Genomic DNA, 15,492 nt, shown 5'->3' with positions numbered 1-15,492 from the left:
GAAAGCCCGTGCCCGGGCACTTCGCACTTTATTCTCGAAACTGAAAGCAGCCCACCACTCAGGGACGATTTGCCAATATACGGCCCCGTGTCTGCGCGTAGATATTCCATCTCGCGATTGTCTGATGCCCTTGCTTTTCGCACTAGCGTTTTCTCCGGTCGCCGTCGCATTCATAATTCTCATTAGCAATATAGATCGCTTGAGGCCATGCGTTATGGGGCGAGCAGTTTCCGTGCTCGATCAGATCGTGTCGGACAACCTGCTACGCTAGCGGCAGGGGACAGCCGCTGGTAGCTTCAACAGCATCGTCGTAAAATCGGTTGTTGAGCGGGCAATATCGAGTGACCCACCATGCAGCTGCGTGATTGTGCGGGCAATAGCGAGCTTGATACCACGGTTCCCCTGCTTTGAGGTATAAGATGGGTCGAAGATTGCGTCGCGCGCATCAGCCGGTATGGCCTTGCCGGTATTGGAAAAGGACAAAACGCAAAATCTGTCCTCTGTTGTACTCGAAATCGTCAGTATTCGAGCGCCCTCCGCCGCCGCCATCGCTTCGACCGCGATGCTGATCACGCTGACGATCGCCCGCTGGACCTGGTTAGCGTTGGCATGAACGAGAGTGCTCGAGGAAAACTCGCATTGGCACTGGATCTTAGCAACGCTTAGGTCGGTGGTAAGCGACTGAAGCGCGTCGGCGACGATCACCTGTAAGTCCGCCGGTTTCGCGTCAGCAACTCCCGATTTCTGCGCCTTGCGATGTGCCGCGACGATGCCGCCGACCGAGAAGGTCGAAGTGGCGATTTTTCTCAAGGATTGCCGTGCCTTTTCGATCTTCGGCGATTTTTGATTGAGCCAGTGAAGTCCTGCGCCGGCATGGGCGATGACCGCCGATAGTGCGTCGTTGACCTCTATCGCAAGCGATTCTGCCACGCCAGCAAGCACTACCGGATCGACGTCGCCAAGATCCCGTCGCCATTCAGATACCAGGCCCAACCCAGCGACTGGACCGCTTTCGCCAACGCCGTGTTGGAAGAGACGTCCTAAAGCAAACGCATACAGCTCAATCGCTCGGACGACGTGCCCCGGAAAGTCTGCCGTTGAAACGCCAGTTTCCATGTAGAGCAGGCACATGCCTCCGCTTGGTCCAATGATTGGAATCCACATGGAGGATTGATCTTCATCCTTCATACGAAATGCCTTCGTCGGCATATCGCTCCGCAATGTCACTGCCTCTATCCTCTCTGGCGATAACGCGACCTGATCGACGATAGCCGCCTCATACGGATCCAGCTGGCCAGCATCCGGGTGTGTCACGACGGCTTGGCCATCAACGAGCTCTATCCTGGTGTGGACTTCAAACCCCTCGTGCGATTGCACCAACAGATACGCCTTGCGCGCATCCGAAAAACGCACTGCTTCGGTCAGCAGATCTTCTATTTGCGCAGCACCGGCTTGAGCGCCTCTCGTAGAGGACCGTTGCAACTTTCCGCCCGCGTCGATCATTGTCGCCACCCTGTCATAGCATCTGCCTTGGTGGTGATAGAAGAAGCAGACGCCTGCAGTCGTCAATGTGCGGGACCCGTCGAATAACACATTGCGGCGTGTTCGTTCAAACCAGTGTGAATCTGGCGCAGTATCTTTCAAAATCCTTCGATGTCCCTGTGTGTGGCTAATCGCGTTCAGACGGCCCATTGCGCAATCTTGCTCCCACCGCGGGCCCGAAGGCGCGCAAAGATCGCTTCGGTGACCAGGGCTCTTACTGACTCGCCGCTGCGTCTTTCAGTTTGCAAGCATCCTAACCGCAAGATCGACAAACGCGCGCAGCCGTGCCGACCGCCTCACATCACGATGATAACCCATCCAGATTTCCCTTGATGGTGGATCCTCTCCGAGGTCAATCCGCGTTAGGTTCGCCTGCTGGTCACCGACAGGGCGGGGCAACACGGCGATTCCAACACCGGCGCTGCTCATTTGGGCCTGCACACTTCTGCTGTTTGATTTTAACGCAACCTTCGCGCCCGGGAGCTTCTGCTTCAGCCAAGCGATATCCGGAAACATCCCTAGCGAAGTATCCATGGTGACCAGATTAAAACCATCGCCTTTTCCGGGCTGGGGAACCTCCAACCCCTTTGCCAAATAGACACCATAACGCATATCAATAAGCCTACGCTGCACGATGTCTGCCTCTGCGAAGGGTTGGATCCGGAAAGCGACGTCGGCTTCCCTCTGAGCGAGGCTGAAGAGCCGCGTCCCCGTTAGCACCTCAATATCAACGCCGGGATGGGCTCTCGAGAACACCGCCATCACCGGAGGTAGAACCCAAGCTCCAAACCAGTCGGAAGACGATATCCGCAAAGTGCCTTCAAGCTTCTGTTCGTCACCGGCTAGCCGTCGTTCCATCGCAAGCGCAGCTTCCTCCATGTGCTCTGCCATCGCCAGCACGGCAGCACCCTCCTCGGTTAGGACATACCCATCCGCAGTTCGCTGAAAAAGCGTCTGCCCGGTAGCATCTTCCAAAGCCTGCAGCCGTCGGCTGACCGTCGGGTGGCTGATCTTCAGTTGGCGGCCAGCTGCGCCAAGCGTCCCGCTTCTTGCTACAGCAAGGAAAATGCGAACGTCACCCCAATCCATTGTAACCCGTTCAGAATCGTACTTTGACTGTGCAGCAACATCGATTGAGGAACAACATCGTTCGGCAGATAAGCAACGTCATTCTTCCTCGAAAGGAGGTCAGAGATGACTTTCACCACTCAGACGGCTACCGTGCAGAGAATGTCTGCACCACTTACCTTTGCGATGGCGCTGGCCACCGGTGTCGCCGTCGCAAACATTTATTACAACCAGCCGATGCTCAAAATCATGGCGCACGAGCTGCCCGGAGCGGCCAGCCTGGTGTCGCCGGTCACGCAGCTGGGCTACGCAGCAGGCCTGTTCCTGCTGGTACCCCTCGGCGATATCGTCGAGCGTAAACGTCTGATCGTTGCTCAATTCGCTGTCCTCGCGATTGCTCTTCTGGGCCTAGCATTCGCATCAGGCACTGCGGAAGTCTTGCTCGCTTCTATCTTTGTCGGCTTTACCGCGACGGTGGCCCAGCAGATCATTCCATTCGCAGCGCACCTTGCCTCTCCGGAAAAGCGGGGCGCAACGGTCGGCACACTCATGTCGGGATTGCTCGGTGGCATTTTGCTCAGCCGGACCGTTGCCGGCTATATCGGTGGAGGACTTGGGTGGCGCGAAATGTACATGATCGCCGTCCCGGTCGCGATCCTTGGCGCGGTCGGCATGTGGGCGGTCCTGCCTTCTGCGGCCCCTACGAGCCAGCTGCGTTATCCTGCCCTGATTGCGTCGATCGGAAAGCTGTGGCGCGAATTGCCTGAGCTACGGCGTGCAGCCTTCACCCAGGCTCTTCTGTTTGCAGGCTTCTCCGCCTTCTGGACCATCTTGCCCTTCCGTCTGGCAGAACCTCAATTTGGAATGGGCGCAGGAATAGCCGGTCTGTTCGGGATTGTCGGTGCGGTCGGCGTGATCGCAGCCCCCCTTGCCGGAAAGATATCCGACCGGCGCGGTCCGGCGATCGTCGTGAAGCTCAGCGCGATCATCTGCCTGCTGTCGTGGCTCCTGTTTGCGGCATCCCCAACCATCGCCGCCCTTGTGATTGGTGTTGTCACACTCGACTTCGGCATCCAGTCGGCCATGGTTTCCAATCAGGCTATTGTCTACTCGCTGCGGCCTGAAGCGCGTGCTCGCCTCAACACCGTGTTCATGGGTGCGATGTTCCTAGGCGGCGCCGCCGGCTCGGCGATCGGAACCGCAGCCTACAATCACTTCGGCTGGATGGCCGCTACGCTGGTGGCATGTGCAGCTAGCGCCGTCGCCGTCGGTCTTCAGTCGAGCAGGCGGGCTTCTGAATGACCTATGCGATGCGGCGGGCAGATTGCCCGCCGCATCGTCAAACTCAACTATCGCGGAGGGCGAGAACTCAGCCCTGTCCGCGGGGCGGCAAGCCGGCAGCCTACACCTTCGTATAGGCAAGCTAGGCCAACGTCTCAGTTATTCCCGGCCACATTCCCCGTAAAATCACTTAGGCAAACCTGCAATCCCCGTATCGCCACCCCCGATACAATCATCGAAAGCCCATCCTCATGGCGATCTCAGCAACCGTAAATGGGCGTTCCGTTCAACTCGACGGACCGCCGGACATGCCCCTTCTATGGGCCCTTCGCGACCTGCTTGGCATGACCGGCACAAAGTTCGGATGCGGTATCGGTCAGTGCGGGGCGTGTACCATCCAGGTCGATGGCAAGCCGGTGAGGTCCTGCATGCTCCCGATCGGCGAGCTCGATGGCGCCATCACCACGATTGAGGGGATTGGGGAAACAGACGAAGGCCGGCGTATCCAGAAGGCATGGCTATCGCTCGAAGTCGTTCAATGCGGCTACTGCCAATGCGGACAGATCATGGCAGCTTCGGCACTGCTCGCCCGCGACCCGAAACCTGACGACGCGGCCATCGATGCTGCGATGTCGGGCAATATCTGTCGCTGCTGCACGTACCCCCGCATCCGCGACGCGATCAAGGAGGCCTGACATGCGTCTTTTTGGTCTTCTTGACGACAAGAGCCTTCCATCGCCCGGTCGCCGGAAATTTCTCGCTGGCAGCGCCCTCGTGATCGGATTTGCTTTCGCCAACTCGGCGCGCGCACTGGTACCGTCGACCGACCTCGGTCAGGCTGGCGCCCTCGACGCGTCCGCGACCGGCTTTGACGGTTTCGTCCCTGACGGCTTCATACGCGTGGGCGCCGACGGTCAGATCGTTCTGGTCATCCCGAGCGCTGAAATGGGGCAGGGGATCGCGACAACCCAGGCGATGCTTCTCGCCGAAGAGCTCGAAGTCGGCCTCGACCAGGTTGAGGTCGCGCTGGCGCCTGCCGATCCGACGGCCTACAACCAGTCGATCCTTAAGGGCCAGATCACCGGCGGATCGACGTCGGTCCGCGCCTTCTATCTCCCATTGCGACAGGCAGGCGCTGCAGCCCGTACGATGCTGATCAACGCTGCCGCGGGCATCTGGCAGGTGCCGGCCGAAGAATGCAGCGCGGCAAGAGCAGTGGTCACCCACAATCCGACCGGTCGCACGGTAAGCTACGCATCGGTCGCCGAGTCAGCGCGTTCGCAGCCAGTGCCGACAGACGTTCAACTCAAGAAGCCAGGCCAGTTCAAACTTATCGGGCAGCCGCTGAAGCGTGTCGATACCCCTGAAAAGGTGACCGGCGCCGCGAAGTTCGGGATCGATGTCATGGTCGAAGGCATGCGTTATGCCGCAATCACCATCTGTCCGACGATCGGCGGAAAGGTGAAGTCGGTCGATGACAAGGCCACGCTCGCGTCGCCTGGCGTCGTTGACATTCTGCGGATCGAAGACGCGGTTGCCGTCGTTGGCGAGACCTACTGGGCTGCCAAGAAGGGCCTCGACCTTCTTGTCGTCGAATGGGATCTGGGACCAAACACATCGTTCTCGTCAAAGGACCTGTGGGACGCCCTTCGCACCGCCACGGCGACACCTGTGGTCGGCAAGGTCGTCGGTGATCCGGACACGGCACTAGCCTCCGGCGTGCGTATCGAGTCGACCTATGAGCTTCCCTATCTCGCACATGCCGCGCTCGAGCCGATCAACACGACGATCCACATGCAGCCTGACCGCTGCGACATCTGGGTCAGCACGCAGGTGCCCGAGATCGCCCGCCTCGTCGCTGCCGAAATCGTCGGTCTGCCGATCGAAAAAGTGATCGTGCATCCGCACCTGATCGGCGGCGGTTTCGGCCGCAGACTGGCCGTCGATACGATCCAGCAGGCCGCGCGCTTTGGGAAGCTTGCAAACTATCCGGTCAAGATCATCTGGACCCGCGAGCAGGACATCATGCACGATTATTACCGGCCCGCCTATTTCGACAAGGTGGTCGCAACGCTTAACCCGAAGACCGGGTTGCCCGCCGCATTCCATCACCGCACGACAGCATCGACGGTTCGAACTTATTACGATCGCAAGCCGTGGCCCGAAGGCAAGCTCGATCCCGATACGATCGCGGGTTCGGTGGATATGCCTTATGCGATCCCTACCGGGAAGTGGGAATGGGTCCGCCAGGACGGTCCTGTCGCCCTGAACTGGTGGCGCGGCGTTGGCGAGGGACACAATGTCTTCGTCGTCGAGAGCTTTATCGATGAACTGGCGCTTGCAGCCGGCAAGGATCCCATGGAGTACCGGCTAGCGATGCTGCAGGGTAATCCGCGCGCGATTGCCGTCCTAAACAAGGCTGCCCAAGCATCGAATTGGGGCGAGCCACTTGCACCGCGTAGAGGGCGAGGCGTCTCGCTCCACCACAGTTTCGGGACGTTTGCGGCCCTCGTAATGGAGGTCGAAGTCGATCGCTACGGGGAAGTTTTTCTGCGCAACGGGACGATCGCCGTCGACTGTGGCGTGCCGATCAATCCTGACAGCATTGTCGCGCAAATGACCGGCGGGACTTTGTTCGGCCTGTCGGCTGCGCTCCACAACGGCGTGACCTTCAAGGATGGCCGCGTCCAGGAAAGCAATTTCCACGATTACCGGCAGATCCGCATGAATGAAGTTCCGCCTTTCCAGGTCTTCGTCATGCCGAGCACCGAAAATCCGGGGGGCCTCGGCGAGGTCGGAACGGTATCGGCACCAGCTGCGCTCACCAATGCGATCTATGCCGCGACAGGGGTCCGGCTGCGCTCGCTACCGATCGATCGAACGCTCCTGATGGAAAAAGGCCATGGCGATGAGGTCGCCGGCGCTTCCTATCGAGACAAGACCGTCTCCAGCCAGGGGAGCGTGGCACAATGAGGTATCTTCCCAAGTTCCTCTTCGTCATCGCGGCCGTCATAGTCGTTGTGGGTATCGGCGCGCTCGCATTCTTCTTCTGGCCGCATCGGCTTCCGGACGTTGCAGCCAGCGCGTCCCAGCCACACGGATCCGAACTGGTCGCACGCGGAAAATATCTGACGACGGCAGCCGACTGCGAGGCCTGTCATACCGTCCCCGGCGGAAGGCCCTTCGCCGGCGGGCTTGCCTTCAAACTTCCATTCGGAACAATCTTTTCTCCGAACATCACGCCTGAAACCAAGGACGGGATCGGCTCCTGGTCCGACGCCGAGTTCGTGCGCGCGGTTCGTTCCGGCGTTGGCAAACACGGCGAGGATCTCTATCCAGCCTTCCCCTACACATCCTATGCCTTGCTCTCCACCGACGACATTCTTGCGATCAAGGCCTATATGGCGACGCTCGCGCCCGCATCCGGCCCGGCGCCCGAAAACGAGCTCGCTTTCCCGTTCAATAAACGTTGGACGTTGCGCTTCTGGAAGCTCTTGTTTATGCCCTGGGGTCCCTATGAGCAGGACACGTCCAAGACTGCACAGTGGAACCAAGGTGCCTATCTGGTCGAAGCCCTCGCCCATTGCGGCGAATGCCATACTCCACGGGGCCTGATGTTCCAGCGCGAGCAGGGCAAGGCGCTCTCGGGAAGTGTCGTAGACGGTTGGAAGGCCTGGAACATAACGCCCGACAGTGCGACCGGCGTAGGAAATTGGTCAGACGCCGCACTCGCGTCCTATCTATCCAAGGGTTATGCTGCGGGCCATGGCCCGGCTGCCGGCCCAATGCGACAGGCGATCGATCTCAGCCTCAGCAAGCTTCCGCAATCCGATATCGACGCGATCGTCACCTATCTGCGCACGGTTCCTGCCAAGCCGGCAAGCTATGGCGGCCCTTCTGTCAATCCGAGTGCGCCAGCCACCCAAGCGTCAAAACCATGGACGCCTGACACACGGGAGGGAAGCGTCGGGGAGAAGATTTTCGAAGGTGCCTGCGCCAGCTGTCACGGCTGGGACGGCTCCGGTCAGAATATCGCCCGCGCCTCCCTGACTGGATCGCATTCGGTCAACGACCCCCAGGGCTCAAACCTCGTTCGCGTCATTCTGCAGGGCACGGCCGATCAGACGGGCACTCCCGCGACCGCGATGCCTGCCTTTGCAAATGGGTATTCAGATGCCGAAATCGCGGCCCTTGCAAATTACGTGATCGTGCATTTCGGGGGCATGAAAGGCCAAGTAACGCCTAACGACGTTGCAGCGGCTCGCTAACACGAAAATCCTCACCTGCAAGCATACGGCGCGCAGTCAGAAATCTGGCTGCGCGTTTTTCTGTCCCCCCCCCGGAGCCCCGCGCTGCAATGGCAGATGAAGCTGGTCGTGGCGGCCGCATTCCGCCCTCGCTGTTCTTGTGTCCCGCCGCTGCATATCAAGGCATAGCCGAGCTATACCTACGTTTAGTTGCGGGTCAGGCGCCCAGCCGCGATTGTGTTGGCAGACGCTTTCTAGAGCGTTCGACATTCGAACACTTACCGCTCGCCATCAATCACTCAACGCAAAGGAGCGCCTCGATGCTGGGTTTTAGCGCATTGGAACTTGCGCGACTGCAATTTGCCTTCACCGTCTCGTTCCATATCATTTTTCCCGCAATCACGATCGGTCTTGCCAGCTTCCTGGCGGTGCTCGAAGCGCTATGGCTGATCCGCCGAAATCCGGTCTATGTGGAACTCTATCACTTCTGGTCGAAAATCTTTGCCGTGAATTTCGGCATGGGTGTCGTGTCCGGCCTCGTCATGGCATACGAATTCGGCACCAACTGGAGCGGGTTTTCGCAATTCGCCGGTGGTGTCACCGGGCCGCTTTTGACCTATGAGGTCCTGACAGCCTTTTTCCTCGAGGCGGGTTTCCTCGGCGTCATGCTGTTCGGCTGGAACAAGGTCGGACCGGGCCTGCACATGTTCGCTACGGCCATGGTTGCACTCGGTACGCTGATCTCCACGACCTGGATCCTGGCATCCAACAGCTGGATGCAGACACCACAGGGCTTCGAGATCATCAATGGCAAAGTGGTGCCGACCGACTGGCTGGCCGTCATCTTCAATCCATCCTTCCCCTTCCGTCTGGCGCATATGACGCTTGCTGCTTACCTGTCGACTGCCTTGTTCGTCGGGGCGGCAGCGGCCTGGCATCTGTTGCGAGGTCACTCGTCACCGGCGATCCGAAAAATGTTTTCGATGGCGCTGTGGATGCTTCTCTTCGTGGCTCCGGTCCAAATGTTCGTTGGCGATGCCCACGGCCTCAACACGCTCGAACATCAGCCTGCAAAGATCGCTGCAATCGAGGGACATTGGGAAAACGATCCGAATGCCACGAGCCTGCCGCTGATTGCCTTCGGCGTCCCCGACATGGCCGCCGAAGAGACGAAATATGCGATCGAGATCCCGTATCTGGGCAGCCTTATCCTGACGCATACACTGCATGGCAAGATCCCTGGCCTGAAGGAGTTCGCGCCTCAAGATCGTCCGAACTCGACGATCATCTTCTTCACCTTCCGCATTATGGTCGGTCTCGGTCTGGCGATGTTCCTGCTCGGAGCCTGGGGTGCATTCCAGCGCTGGCGCGGTAAGCTCTATGAGACGAAGCTTTTCTTGTTGTTTGCCCTCTGTATGGGGCCGACCGGGCTGATCGCGGTTCTTGCCGGCTGGATTACCACGGAAGTCGGGCGGCAGCCTTGGGTGGTCTACGGAATTCTGCGCACCCAGGACGCGGTATCCAACCACTCGGTTCTGACCCTGAGCATCACACTGGTCATGTTCATCGTCATGTATTTCCTGATCTTCGGCACCGGTATCGGCTTCATGCTGAGGATGGTTGCACATGGACCTGAAGAGGGCCGTGGCAGCAACAACCCTCAAGATGACGGACAGATCAAACGTCCCGCTCGTCCGTTCTCCGCTGTCCCCGACACAATCGACCCCGCGCCGATGCGCGAAACCACGGAGGTTTGAGATGGGTATCGATCTTCCCCTCATCTGGGCGGTTATTATCGCCTTCGGCGTCATGATGTACGTCATCATGGATGGTTTCGATCTCGGGATCGGCATCCTCTTCCCCTTCATCAAGGATCGTCAGGAACGCGATGCCATGGTCAATACCGTGGCGCCGGTTTGGGACGGTAACGAGACCTGGCTTGTTCTCGGGGGCGCCGCAATGTTCGCGGCGTTTCCTTTGGCCTACGGATTTTTGCTCAGTGCGCTTTATCTGCCGCTGATGTTCATGCTCGCGGGCCTCATATGGCGGGGGGTCTCCTTCGAATTCCGCTTCAAGGCTTCCGATCGCCACAAGCCGTTCTGGGACCGCGCCTTTGCCGGCGGATCCTATGTCGCGACCTTTTCGCAGGGTGTGGCGCTCGGTGCTTTTATCAACGGCTTCAAACTCGACGGCACGACATTTGCCGGCACTGCAGTCGATTGCTTTACCCCGTTCAGCATTTTCACCGGCTTCGCCCTGATGGTCGCCTATGCGCTTCTCGGTTCAACCTGGCTCATCATGAAGACTTCGGACGACCTCCAGCGACGGATGCGTAACCTGGCACAGTGGATCGCGATTGCCCTTCTCGTCGTGATCGTCATCGTCAGCATCTGGACGCCTATCATGCACCCGCAGGTCGCGACACGCTGGCTGAGCTTCCCCAATCTGTTCTTTCTGGCACCTGTCCCTGTGCTGGTGCTTGGCGTAACCTGGCTCCATCTGCGGGTGCTACGAAGCCGTGAGGTTCATGCGGCGCCGTTCGTTCTGGCGCTCCTCATGATCTTCCTCGGTTACACTGGGCTTGCAATCAGCATGTGGCCCTTCATCATTCCGCCTTCGATCACGATCTGGGCAGCCGCGTCACCGCCCGAGAGCATGGGCTTCGCGCTCGTCGGCACGCTCTTCATCATTCCGATCATTCTCGTCTACACGACATGGTCCTACTACGTATTCCGCGGCAAGCAGACCGTTGGCGAGGGGTATCACTGATGTCGATCAGGACCTCCGTACCGCAACCGGCCAAGCGGGTCGGCTGGATGATCGCCATCTGGACCATGTCGGTTATCGGCCTAGGCATATTTGCTATGGCCTTCCGCTTCATCATGTCTCTGGCTGGGCTGACCGAATAGCCCCGCCGCGTTCCAAAGATCCCACGAAATTTTAAGCCAATCGCTTGTCTGGGCACACGCTCGATGGCTCGCGATCACATTTATCGACTGACCATCAAGGAGAACATCATGGCTAAGAAGGCAGCAGACGTTATTACGGAAATCCTCCACGCAGCCGGTGTGCGCCGCATCTACGGCGTTGTTGGAGACAGCCTCAATGGCCTTACGGAATCGCTACGGGTTCGCAAGGATATCGAATGGATCCACACGCGGCACGAGGAAACTGCGGCCTTTGCTGCTGGAGCCGAGGCTCATCTTACCGGCGAGCTTGCCGTATGCGCGGGCAGCTGTGGCCCGGGCAACCTTCACCTCATCAACGGCCTCTTCGATTGCCATCGCTCCCGCGTTCCGGTTCTCGCGATCGCCGCGCAGATCCCGTCTGCCGAAATCGGGCGTGGCTATTTCCAGGAAACCCACCCCGATCAGCTTTTCCGCGAATGCAGCCACTTTTGCGAAATGGTCAGCCATCCCGACCAGCTGCCTGGCGTCCTGGAAGCGGCAATCCGAGCTGCTGTCGGCAGGCGCGGTGTCGCCGTCATCGTGATTCCCGGCGACGTTGCCCTTTCCGAGTTCACGGCTAAGATCTCGCAGGCTGCGGCATTTGCCTTGCCTCAGCCGAGCGTCACGCCTCAGCCGAGCGAAATCGTCCAACTTGCCGATATCCTCAACAGCAGCGCCAAGACCACATTGTTTTGCGGCCGTGGCTGCGCGGGAGCGCATGCCGAGCTTCTGCAACTCGCCGACCGCCTCAAGGCGCCGATCGTCCATGCGTTGGGCGGTAAGGAATATGTCGAATGGGACAACCCCTTCGATGTCGGCATGACCGGCTTCATCGGCTTTTCCTCCGGCTATGCCGCCATGCATGATTGCGACACGCTGGTGATGCTAGGCACCGACTTCCCCTACCGCCAGTTCATGCCATCGAACGCAAAGATCGTCCAGGTGGACATTCGGCCTGAAAATCTCGGTCGCCGCGTGGCGCTCGATCTGGCTCTCGTCGGCGACGTTAAATCAACGATCGAGGCGGTGCTGCCGCTTGTTGAGGCGAACGCCGACGCTTCCTATCTCGATTTCTGCAAGGAACGCTACGTCAAAGCGCGCGCGGGTCTCGATGATCTCGCCACCGGCAAGGCCGGCCGGAAGATCCATCCCCAGTATCTGGCAAAACTCATCAACGATCATGCCTCTGAGGACGCGGTCTTCACCTTCGACGTCGGCACGCCGACTATCTGGGCGGCCCGCTATCTGAAAATGAATGGGAAGCGACGAATGATCGGTTCTCTGTCGCACGGGTCCATGGCGAATGCGATGCCGCAGGCAATCGGCGCCCAGTCCGCCTATCCCGGCCGTCAGATCATCAGTCTCTCCGGTGATGGCGGTTTCGCCATGCTGATGGGCGACTTCCTGACGCTCGTGCAGCAGGACCTGCCGGTCAAGGTCATCGTTTTCAACAACTCGACGCTTGGCTTTGTCGCCATGGAAATGAAGGCGTCGGGCTTCCTCGAAACCGGAACGACGCTGAAGAATCCGAATTTTGCGGAGTTTGCCAAATCGGTCGGGGTTCATGGCGTCCGCGTTGAAGACCCTTCAGAGCTGGAAGACGCCATCAAGGACATCCTTGCACATGACGGGCCGGCGCTCCTCGATGTGGTGACCAACACGCAAGAGCTGTCCATGCCGCCGCAGATCAAGGCCGAGCAAGTGAAAGGCTTCAGCCTGTGGGCGCTACGCACGGTCATGAACGGCCGGGGCGACGAGCTGGTCGATCTAACGCTTTCGAACTTCCTGGAGCGCTGACATGATCCTCGAAGCAGCACTTGAACGTTTAATCAAGATTGGCACCCTGAGTGTCACCTTTCCGGACGGGACGGTCAGGTTCTTCGGAACGGGTGGCGAGCCTCGGGCTTCGATGGCGATCAGAAGCAAGAAGGCGCAGCGCCGGCTTGCAAGAAATCCGGCGCTCGCTCTTGGCGAGGCCTATATGGACGGTGATGTCGAATTCGGCGATCGAGATCTGTTTGGCACGCTCGATTTCCTCGCCATGAACTCGATGGAGGGTGGCAGCCATCCCTTCGACAAGTTCATGGAGAAGCTCCGCTGGCTACGCCGCAGCCTCGACCAGCTCAACTCGACCGCCCGGTCGCGGCGAAATGTCGCCCACCACTATGACCTCGACGATCGTCTCTATTCGGTGATCCTCGATCACGATCGACAATATTCCTGTGCCTATTTCGCGGATGGGGATGAGAGCCTTGAAGAGGCGCAACTGAAGAAGAAAGTTCATATAGCCTCGAAGCTTCTACTTGATCGTCCAGGCCTCGAGGTGCTGGATATTGGGTGCGGTTGGGGGGGTATGGCGCTGTTCCTTGCGAAAGAGTACGGCGCGCGGGTGATCGGGCTGACGCTGTCCCAGGAACAATTGTCAGTTGCGCGTCGCCGAGCATTCGAGGAAGGTCTGAGCGGCCTCGTCTCCTTCGAACTAATCGATTACCGCGATTGGGATCAGCGGGTCGATCGGATCGTCTCTGTTGGCATGTTCGAGCATGTCGGCATCAACTACTACAATACCATTTTCCACAAGGTGAAGTCTCTGCTGCGCGACGACGGCGTTGCCGTGATCCACGCGATCGGCCGTGCCGACGGTCCGGGAAGCACGAACCCCTGGATCGCCAAGTACATCTTCCTCGGCGGCTATTCGCCAGCAGTTTCCGAGGTGATGTCGGTCGTTGAGAAGTCGGGCCTATGGGCCTCGGACATCGAGATTCTGCGCCTACATTATGCCCGGACGCTGGAGCTCTGGCGCGAGCGCTTCGACAAGCATCGCAAGGACCTAGCTCGCCTATACGACGAGCGCTTCTGCCGCATGTTCGAGTTCTACCTTATCGGATCGGAATTGGCATTCCGCCGGTTGGGGCACATGAATTGGCAGATCCAGCTAACGAAGGATGTCGCAACGGTCCCGCTGGCGCGAGACTATATAAGTGAGATGGAGAGAACGAAGCTGATTTCGATCGCGTCAAGGAGTAGAATTCCTATCGATGACCCTTCAGGCGGACGAAAATCCGGCGTCGGGCTTGTGCTGTCAAACGTCGATGGGATCCGTGCCTCTAGGGAAAATCGGAGCGTTGCTACGAGTGAACCCGCTGCGTAAATCGCAAAACCTGGCTTCCATGTCCGCTTGGAGGGATCTCACCCGAGGTCGGACGCCGTGCCCCGTACTGCCGTTTCCGTCGATCCCGGTTCCGAGAACTGCCGAATCTTCATTCGCCGGGAATTGGAGGAACTGCAGTCAAGGGTCAAGCCCCAGCGAACTGTCTAGACGTCGCTGGGGCCGATAGAGCTTCAACTCACCCAAGCCTTTAGGGCGGATTTAGCTGCGTCCGAGCTAAGGTGAGAAACCGGGGGTCCCGGTAGATGGGATATCGTCGGGTTTCCGCGGTAGAAAAACTATCCCCTGCACCCAATTGCATAAGAATTGAGAAGATCTCTCACTCGTTGGTTGAGCATCGAAGCGATAGTCGGTCCTCAAAGATCTCCGCAAGCTTCAAGTTGGGGCGGGCCTACAAGACGCCCGCCTTCACGGATCGCAAGAAATCGAAATAGCGATCTCGTCCGTGCAGCGCGGCCTTGCTGCTTAGACGAGCGGCGACCTTCGCAGACCAGTCGATTGGCGTTAGATTTTGCTTCTCCTGAAAGCCGTTCATAACTCGATTGTATTCGCCAATGTCGCTTGGTTTATTCGGTGCATAATATTGATCGTGGACGACCACACCTTGGCTCAGGCGGGGCTTGATATCCGTGTCATGAGCCGGGTCCGGTCGGCCGACCACGAGGCCCGTGACTGGCACGCAACGCTCGGGTAACTTCAATAGTTCGCTTAGCTTCTCCGCATTGTTTCTTACGGCTCCAATGTAGCAAGTACCGTATCCGAGTGCTTCGAAAGCCAAGGCAGCATTTTGAGCTGCAATACATGAATCGACAATCCCAAGCAAGGTGGACTCGAAGTAGTCAAACCCTTCTCTGGGCACCGATTCTTGCTCGCCAATCGCAAAATTGCGGCTCTGGTCGGCGAGCCATACAAGCATAAGCGGCGCGCTCTCTATCTGGCCTTGATTGCCGCAAAGTTTGTTCACCTCGCGCTTGTGCTCAGGGTCAGTGATTTTGACGACGCTCCAACTTTGCAAATGCGATGATGTTGCGGCTGACTGAGCTGCGGCTACCGCTGTCTCGATTGCGTCGGGCGTAACCGGATCGGGTGTAAACTGCCGGATACTACGATGCATGAGCATATGGTCGATAACAGCGTTCTCAGCCACACGTAGACCTGATCCTGCACCATATCGATCAGCCACCATATCGTCGACGGGACGGCAAAAATTAACAGCGTAACTCTCACGTTTAGCCAC

General features: G+C 58.7%; 12 protein-coding genes. 9 read left to right on the top strand and 3 right to left on the bottom strand.

Features of this window, described 5'->3' with window-relative positions; all coding sequences use genetic code 11:
• Window positions 1-267 precede the first annotated feature (267 nt).
• The gene (locus tag ACQZ45_RS18665) at window positions 268-1,503 is read right to left on the bottom strand and encodes a sensor histidine kinase (protein WP_065689064.1); all 1,236 of its coding nucleotides are present in this window, start codon (window positions 1,501-1,503) and stop codon (window positions 268-270) included.
• A 276-nt stretch (window positions 1,504-1,779) separates the two neighbouring features.
• Window positions 1,780-2,631, bottom strand: a complete 852-nt coding sequence (locus ACQZ45_RS18660; protein WP_065689065.1) for a LysR family transcriptional regulator — start codon at window positions 2,629-2,631, stop codon at window positions 1,780-1,782.
• A 105-nt stretch (window positions 2,632-2,736) separates the two neighbouring features.
• Here ACQZ45_RS18660 and ACQZ45_RS18655 point away from each other — a divergent pair, with 105 nt between their 5' ends.
• The 9 genes from ACQZ45_RS18655 (at window position 2,737) to ACQZ45_RS18615 (ending at window position 14,237) form a co-directional block, all read left to right on the top strand.
• Window positions 2,737-3,912, top strand: a complete 1,176-nt coding sequence (locus ACQZ45_RS18655) for an MFS transporter (RefSeq protein ID WP_065689066.1) — start codon at window positions 2,737-2,739, stop codon at window positions 3,910-3,912.
• A gap of 230 nt (window positions 3,913-4,142) precedes the next feature.
• Window positions 4,143-4,586 (top strand): (2Fe-2S)-binding protein, encoded by a 444-nt coding sequence (locus tag ACQZ45_RS18650; protein WP_112495554.1) that lies wholly within the window; start codon window positions 4,143-4,145, stop codon window positions 4,584-4,586.
• A gap of 1 nt (window position 4,587) precedes the next feature.
• Window positions 4,588-6,864 carry a xanthine dehydrogenase family protein molybdopterin-binding subunit gene (locus ACQZ45_RS18645; protein ID WP_065689068.1) on the top strand — a complete coding sequence of 759 codons (2,277 nt, stop codon included), beginning with the start codon at window positions 4,588-4,590 and terminating at the stop codon, window positions 6,862-6,864.
• On the top strand, window positions 6,861-8,159 hold the full coding sequence (locus tag ACQZ45_RS18640; protein ID WP_065689069.1) for a c-type cytochrome: 1,299 nt from the start codon (window positions 6,861-6,863) through the stop codon (window positions 8,157-8,159). The genes ACQZ45_RS18645 and ACQZ45_RS18640 overlap by 4 nt, the downstream gene beginning before the upstream one ends.
• Before the next feature lie 299 nt (window positions 8,160-8,458).
• Entirely contained in the window at window positions 8,459-9,895 is a 1,437-nt protein-coding gene (locus ACQZ45_RS18635; RefSeq protein ID WP_065689070.1) for a cytochrome ubiquinol oxidase subunit I, read from the top strand.
• Window position 9,896: 1 nt separating this feature from the next.
• The gene (gene cydB, locus ACQZ45_RS18630) at window positions 9,897-10,907 is read left to right on the top strand and encodes a cytochrome d ubiquinol oxidase subunit II (protein ID WP_065689071.1); all 1,011 of its coding nucleotides are present in this window, start codon (window positions 9,897-9,899) and stop codon (window positions 10,905-10,907) included.
• Complete coding sequence (locus tag ACQZ45_RS18625; protein ID WP_081308668.1) at window positions 10,907-11,047, top strand: DUF2474 domain-containing protein; 141 nt, start codon at window positions 10,907-10,909, stop codon at window positions 11,045-11,047. Before cydB ends, ACQZ45_RS18625 begins: the two co-directional genes overlap by 1 nt.
• Before the next feature lie 105 nt (window positions 11,048-11,152).
• Window positions 11,153-12,883, top strand: a complete 1,731-nt coding sequence (gene poxB, locus ACQZ45_RS18620; RefSeq protein ID WP_421721648.1) for a ubiquinone-dependent pyruvate dehydrogenase — start codon at window positions 11,153-11,155, stop codon at window positions 12,881-12,883.
• 1 nt (window position 12,884) lies between these two features.
• Complete coding sequence (locus tag ACQZ45_RS18615) at window positions 12,885-14,237, top strand: class I SAM-dependent methyltransferase (protein WP_448742417.1); 1,353 nt, start codon at window positions 12,885-12,887, stop codon at window positions 14,235-14,237.
• Between the two features lie 409 nt (window positions 14,238-14,646).
• On the opposite strand, the gene ACQZ45_RS18610 is transcribed toward ACQZ45_RS18615, so the two are convergent.
• Window positions 14,647-15,492 carry an NADPH-dependent oxidoreductase gene (locus ACQZ45_RS18610; protein WP_139104395.1) on the bottom strand — a complete coding sequence of 282 codons (846 nt, stop codon included), beginning with the start codon at window positions 15,490-15,492 and terminating at the stop codon, window positions 14,647-14,649.

This window comes from Agrobacterium sp. 16-2014-1-2a (genome assembly GCF_053522705.1).
The sequence above is the reverse complement of the archived record's forward strand: the minus strand, read 5'-3'. Positions and strand labels throughout refer to the sequence as shown.

Bases quoted from the DNA above. Each gene is read 5' to 3' on its own strand.
- ACQZ45_RS18655 (WP_065689066.1), top strand. From the start codon at position 2,737: ATGACTTTCACCACTCAGACGGCTACCGTGCAGAGAATGTCTGCACCA.
- ACQZ45_RS18615 (WP_448742417.1), top strand. From the start codon at position 12,885: ATGATCCTCGAAGCAGCACTTGAACGTTTAATCAAGATTGGCACCCTG.
- ACQZ45_RS18645 (WP_065689068.1), top strand. From the start codon at position 4,588: ATGCGTCTTTTTGGTCTTCTTGACGACAAGAGCCTTCCATCGCCCGGT.
- ACQZ45_RS18665 (WP_065689064.1), bottom strand. From the start codon at position 1,503: ATGATCGACGCGGGCGGAAAGTTGCAACGGTCCTCTACGAGAGGCGCT.
- ACQZ45_RS18635 (WP_065689070.1), top strand. From the start codon at position 8,459: ATGCTGGGTTTTAGCGCATTGGAACTTGCGCGACTGCAATTTGCCTTC.
- ACQZ45_RS18640 (WP_065689069.1), top strand. From the start codon at position 6,861: ATGAGGTATCTTCCCAAGTTCCTCTTCGTCATCGCGGCCGTCATAGTC.
- ACQZ45_RS18650 (WP_112495554.1), top strand. From the start codon at position 4,143: ATGGCGATCTCAGCAACCGTAAATGGGCGTTCCGTTCAACTCGACGGA.
- ACQZ45_RS18625 (WP_081308668.1), top strand. From the start codon at position 10,907: ATGTCGATCAGGACCTCCGTACCGCAACCGGCCAAGCGGGTCGGCTGG.
- ACQZ45_RS18660 (WP_065689065.1), bottom strand. From the start codon at position 2,631: ATGGATTGGGGTGACGTTCGCATTTTCCTTGCTGTAGCAAGAAGCGGG.
- cydB (WP_065689071.1), top strand. From the start codon at position 9,897: ATGGGTATCGATCTTCCCCTCATCTGGGCGGTTATTATCGCCTTCGGC.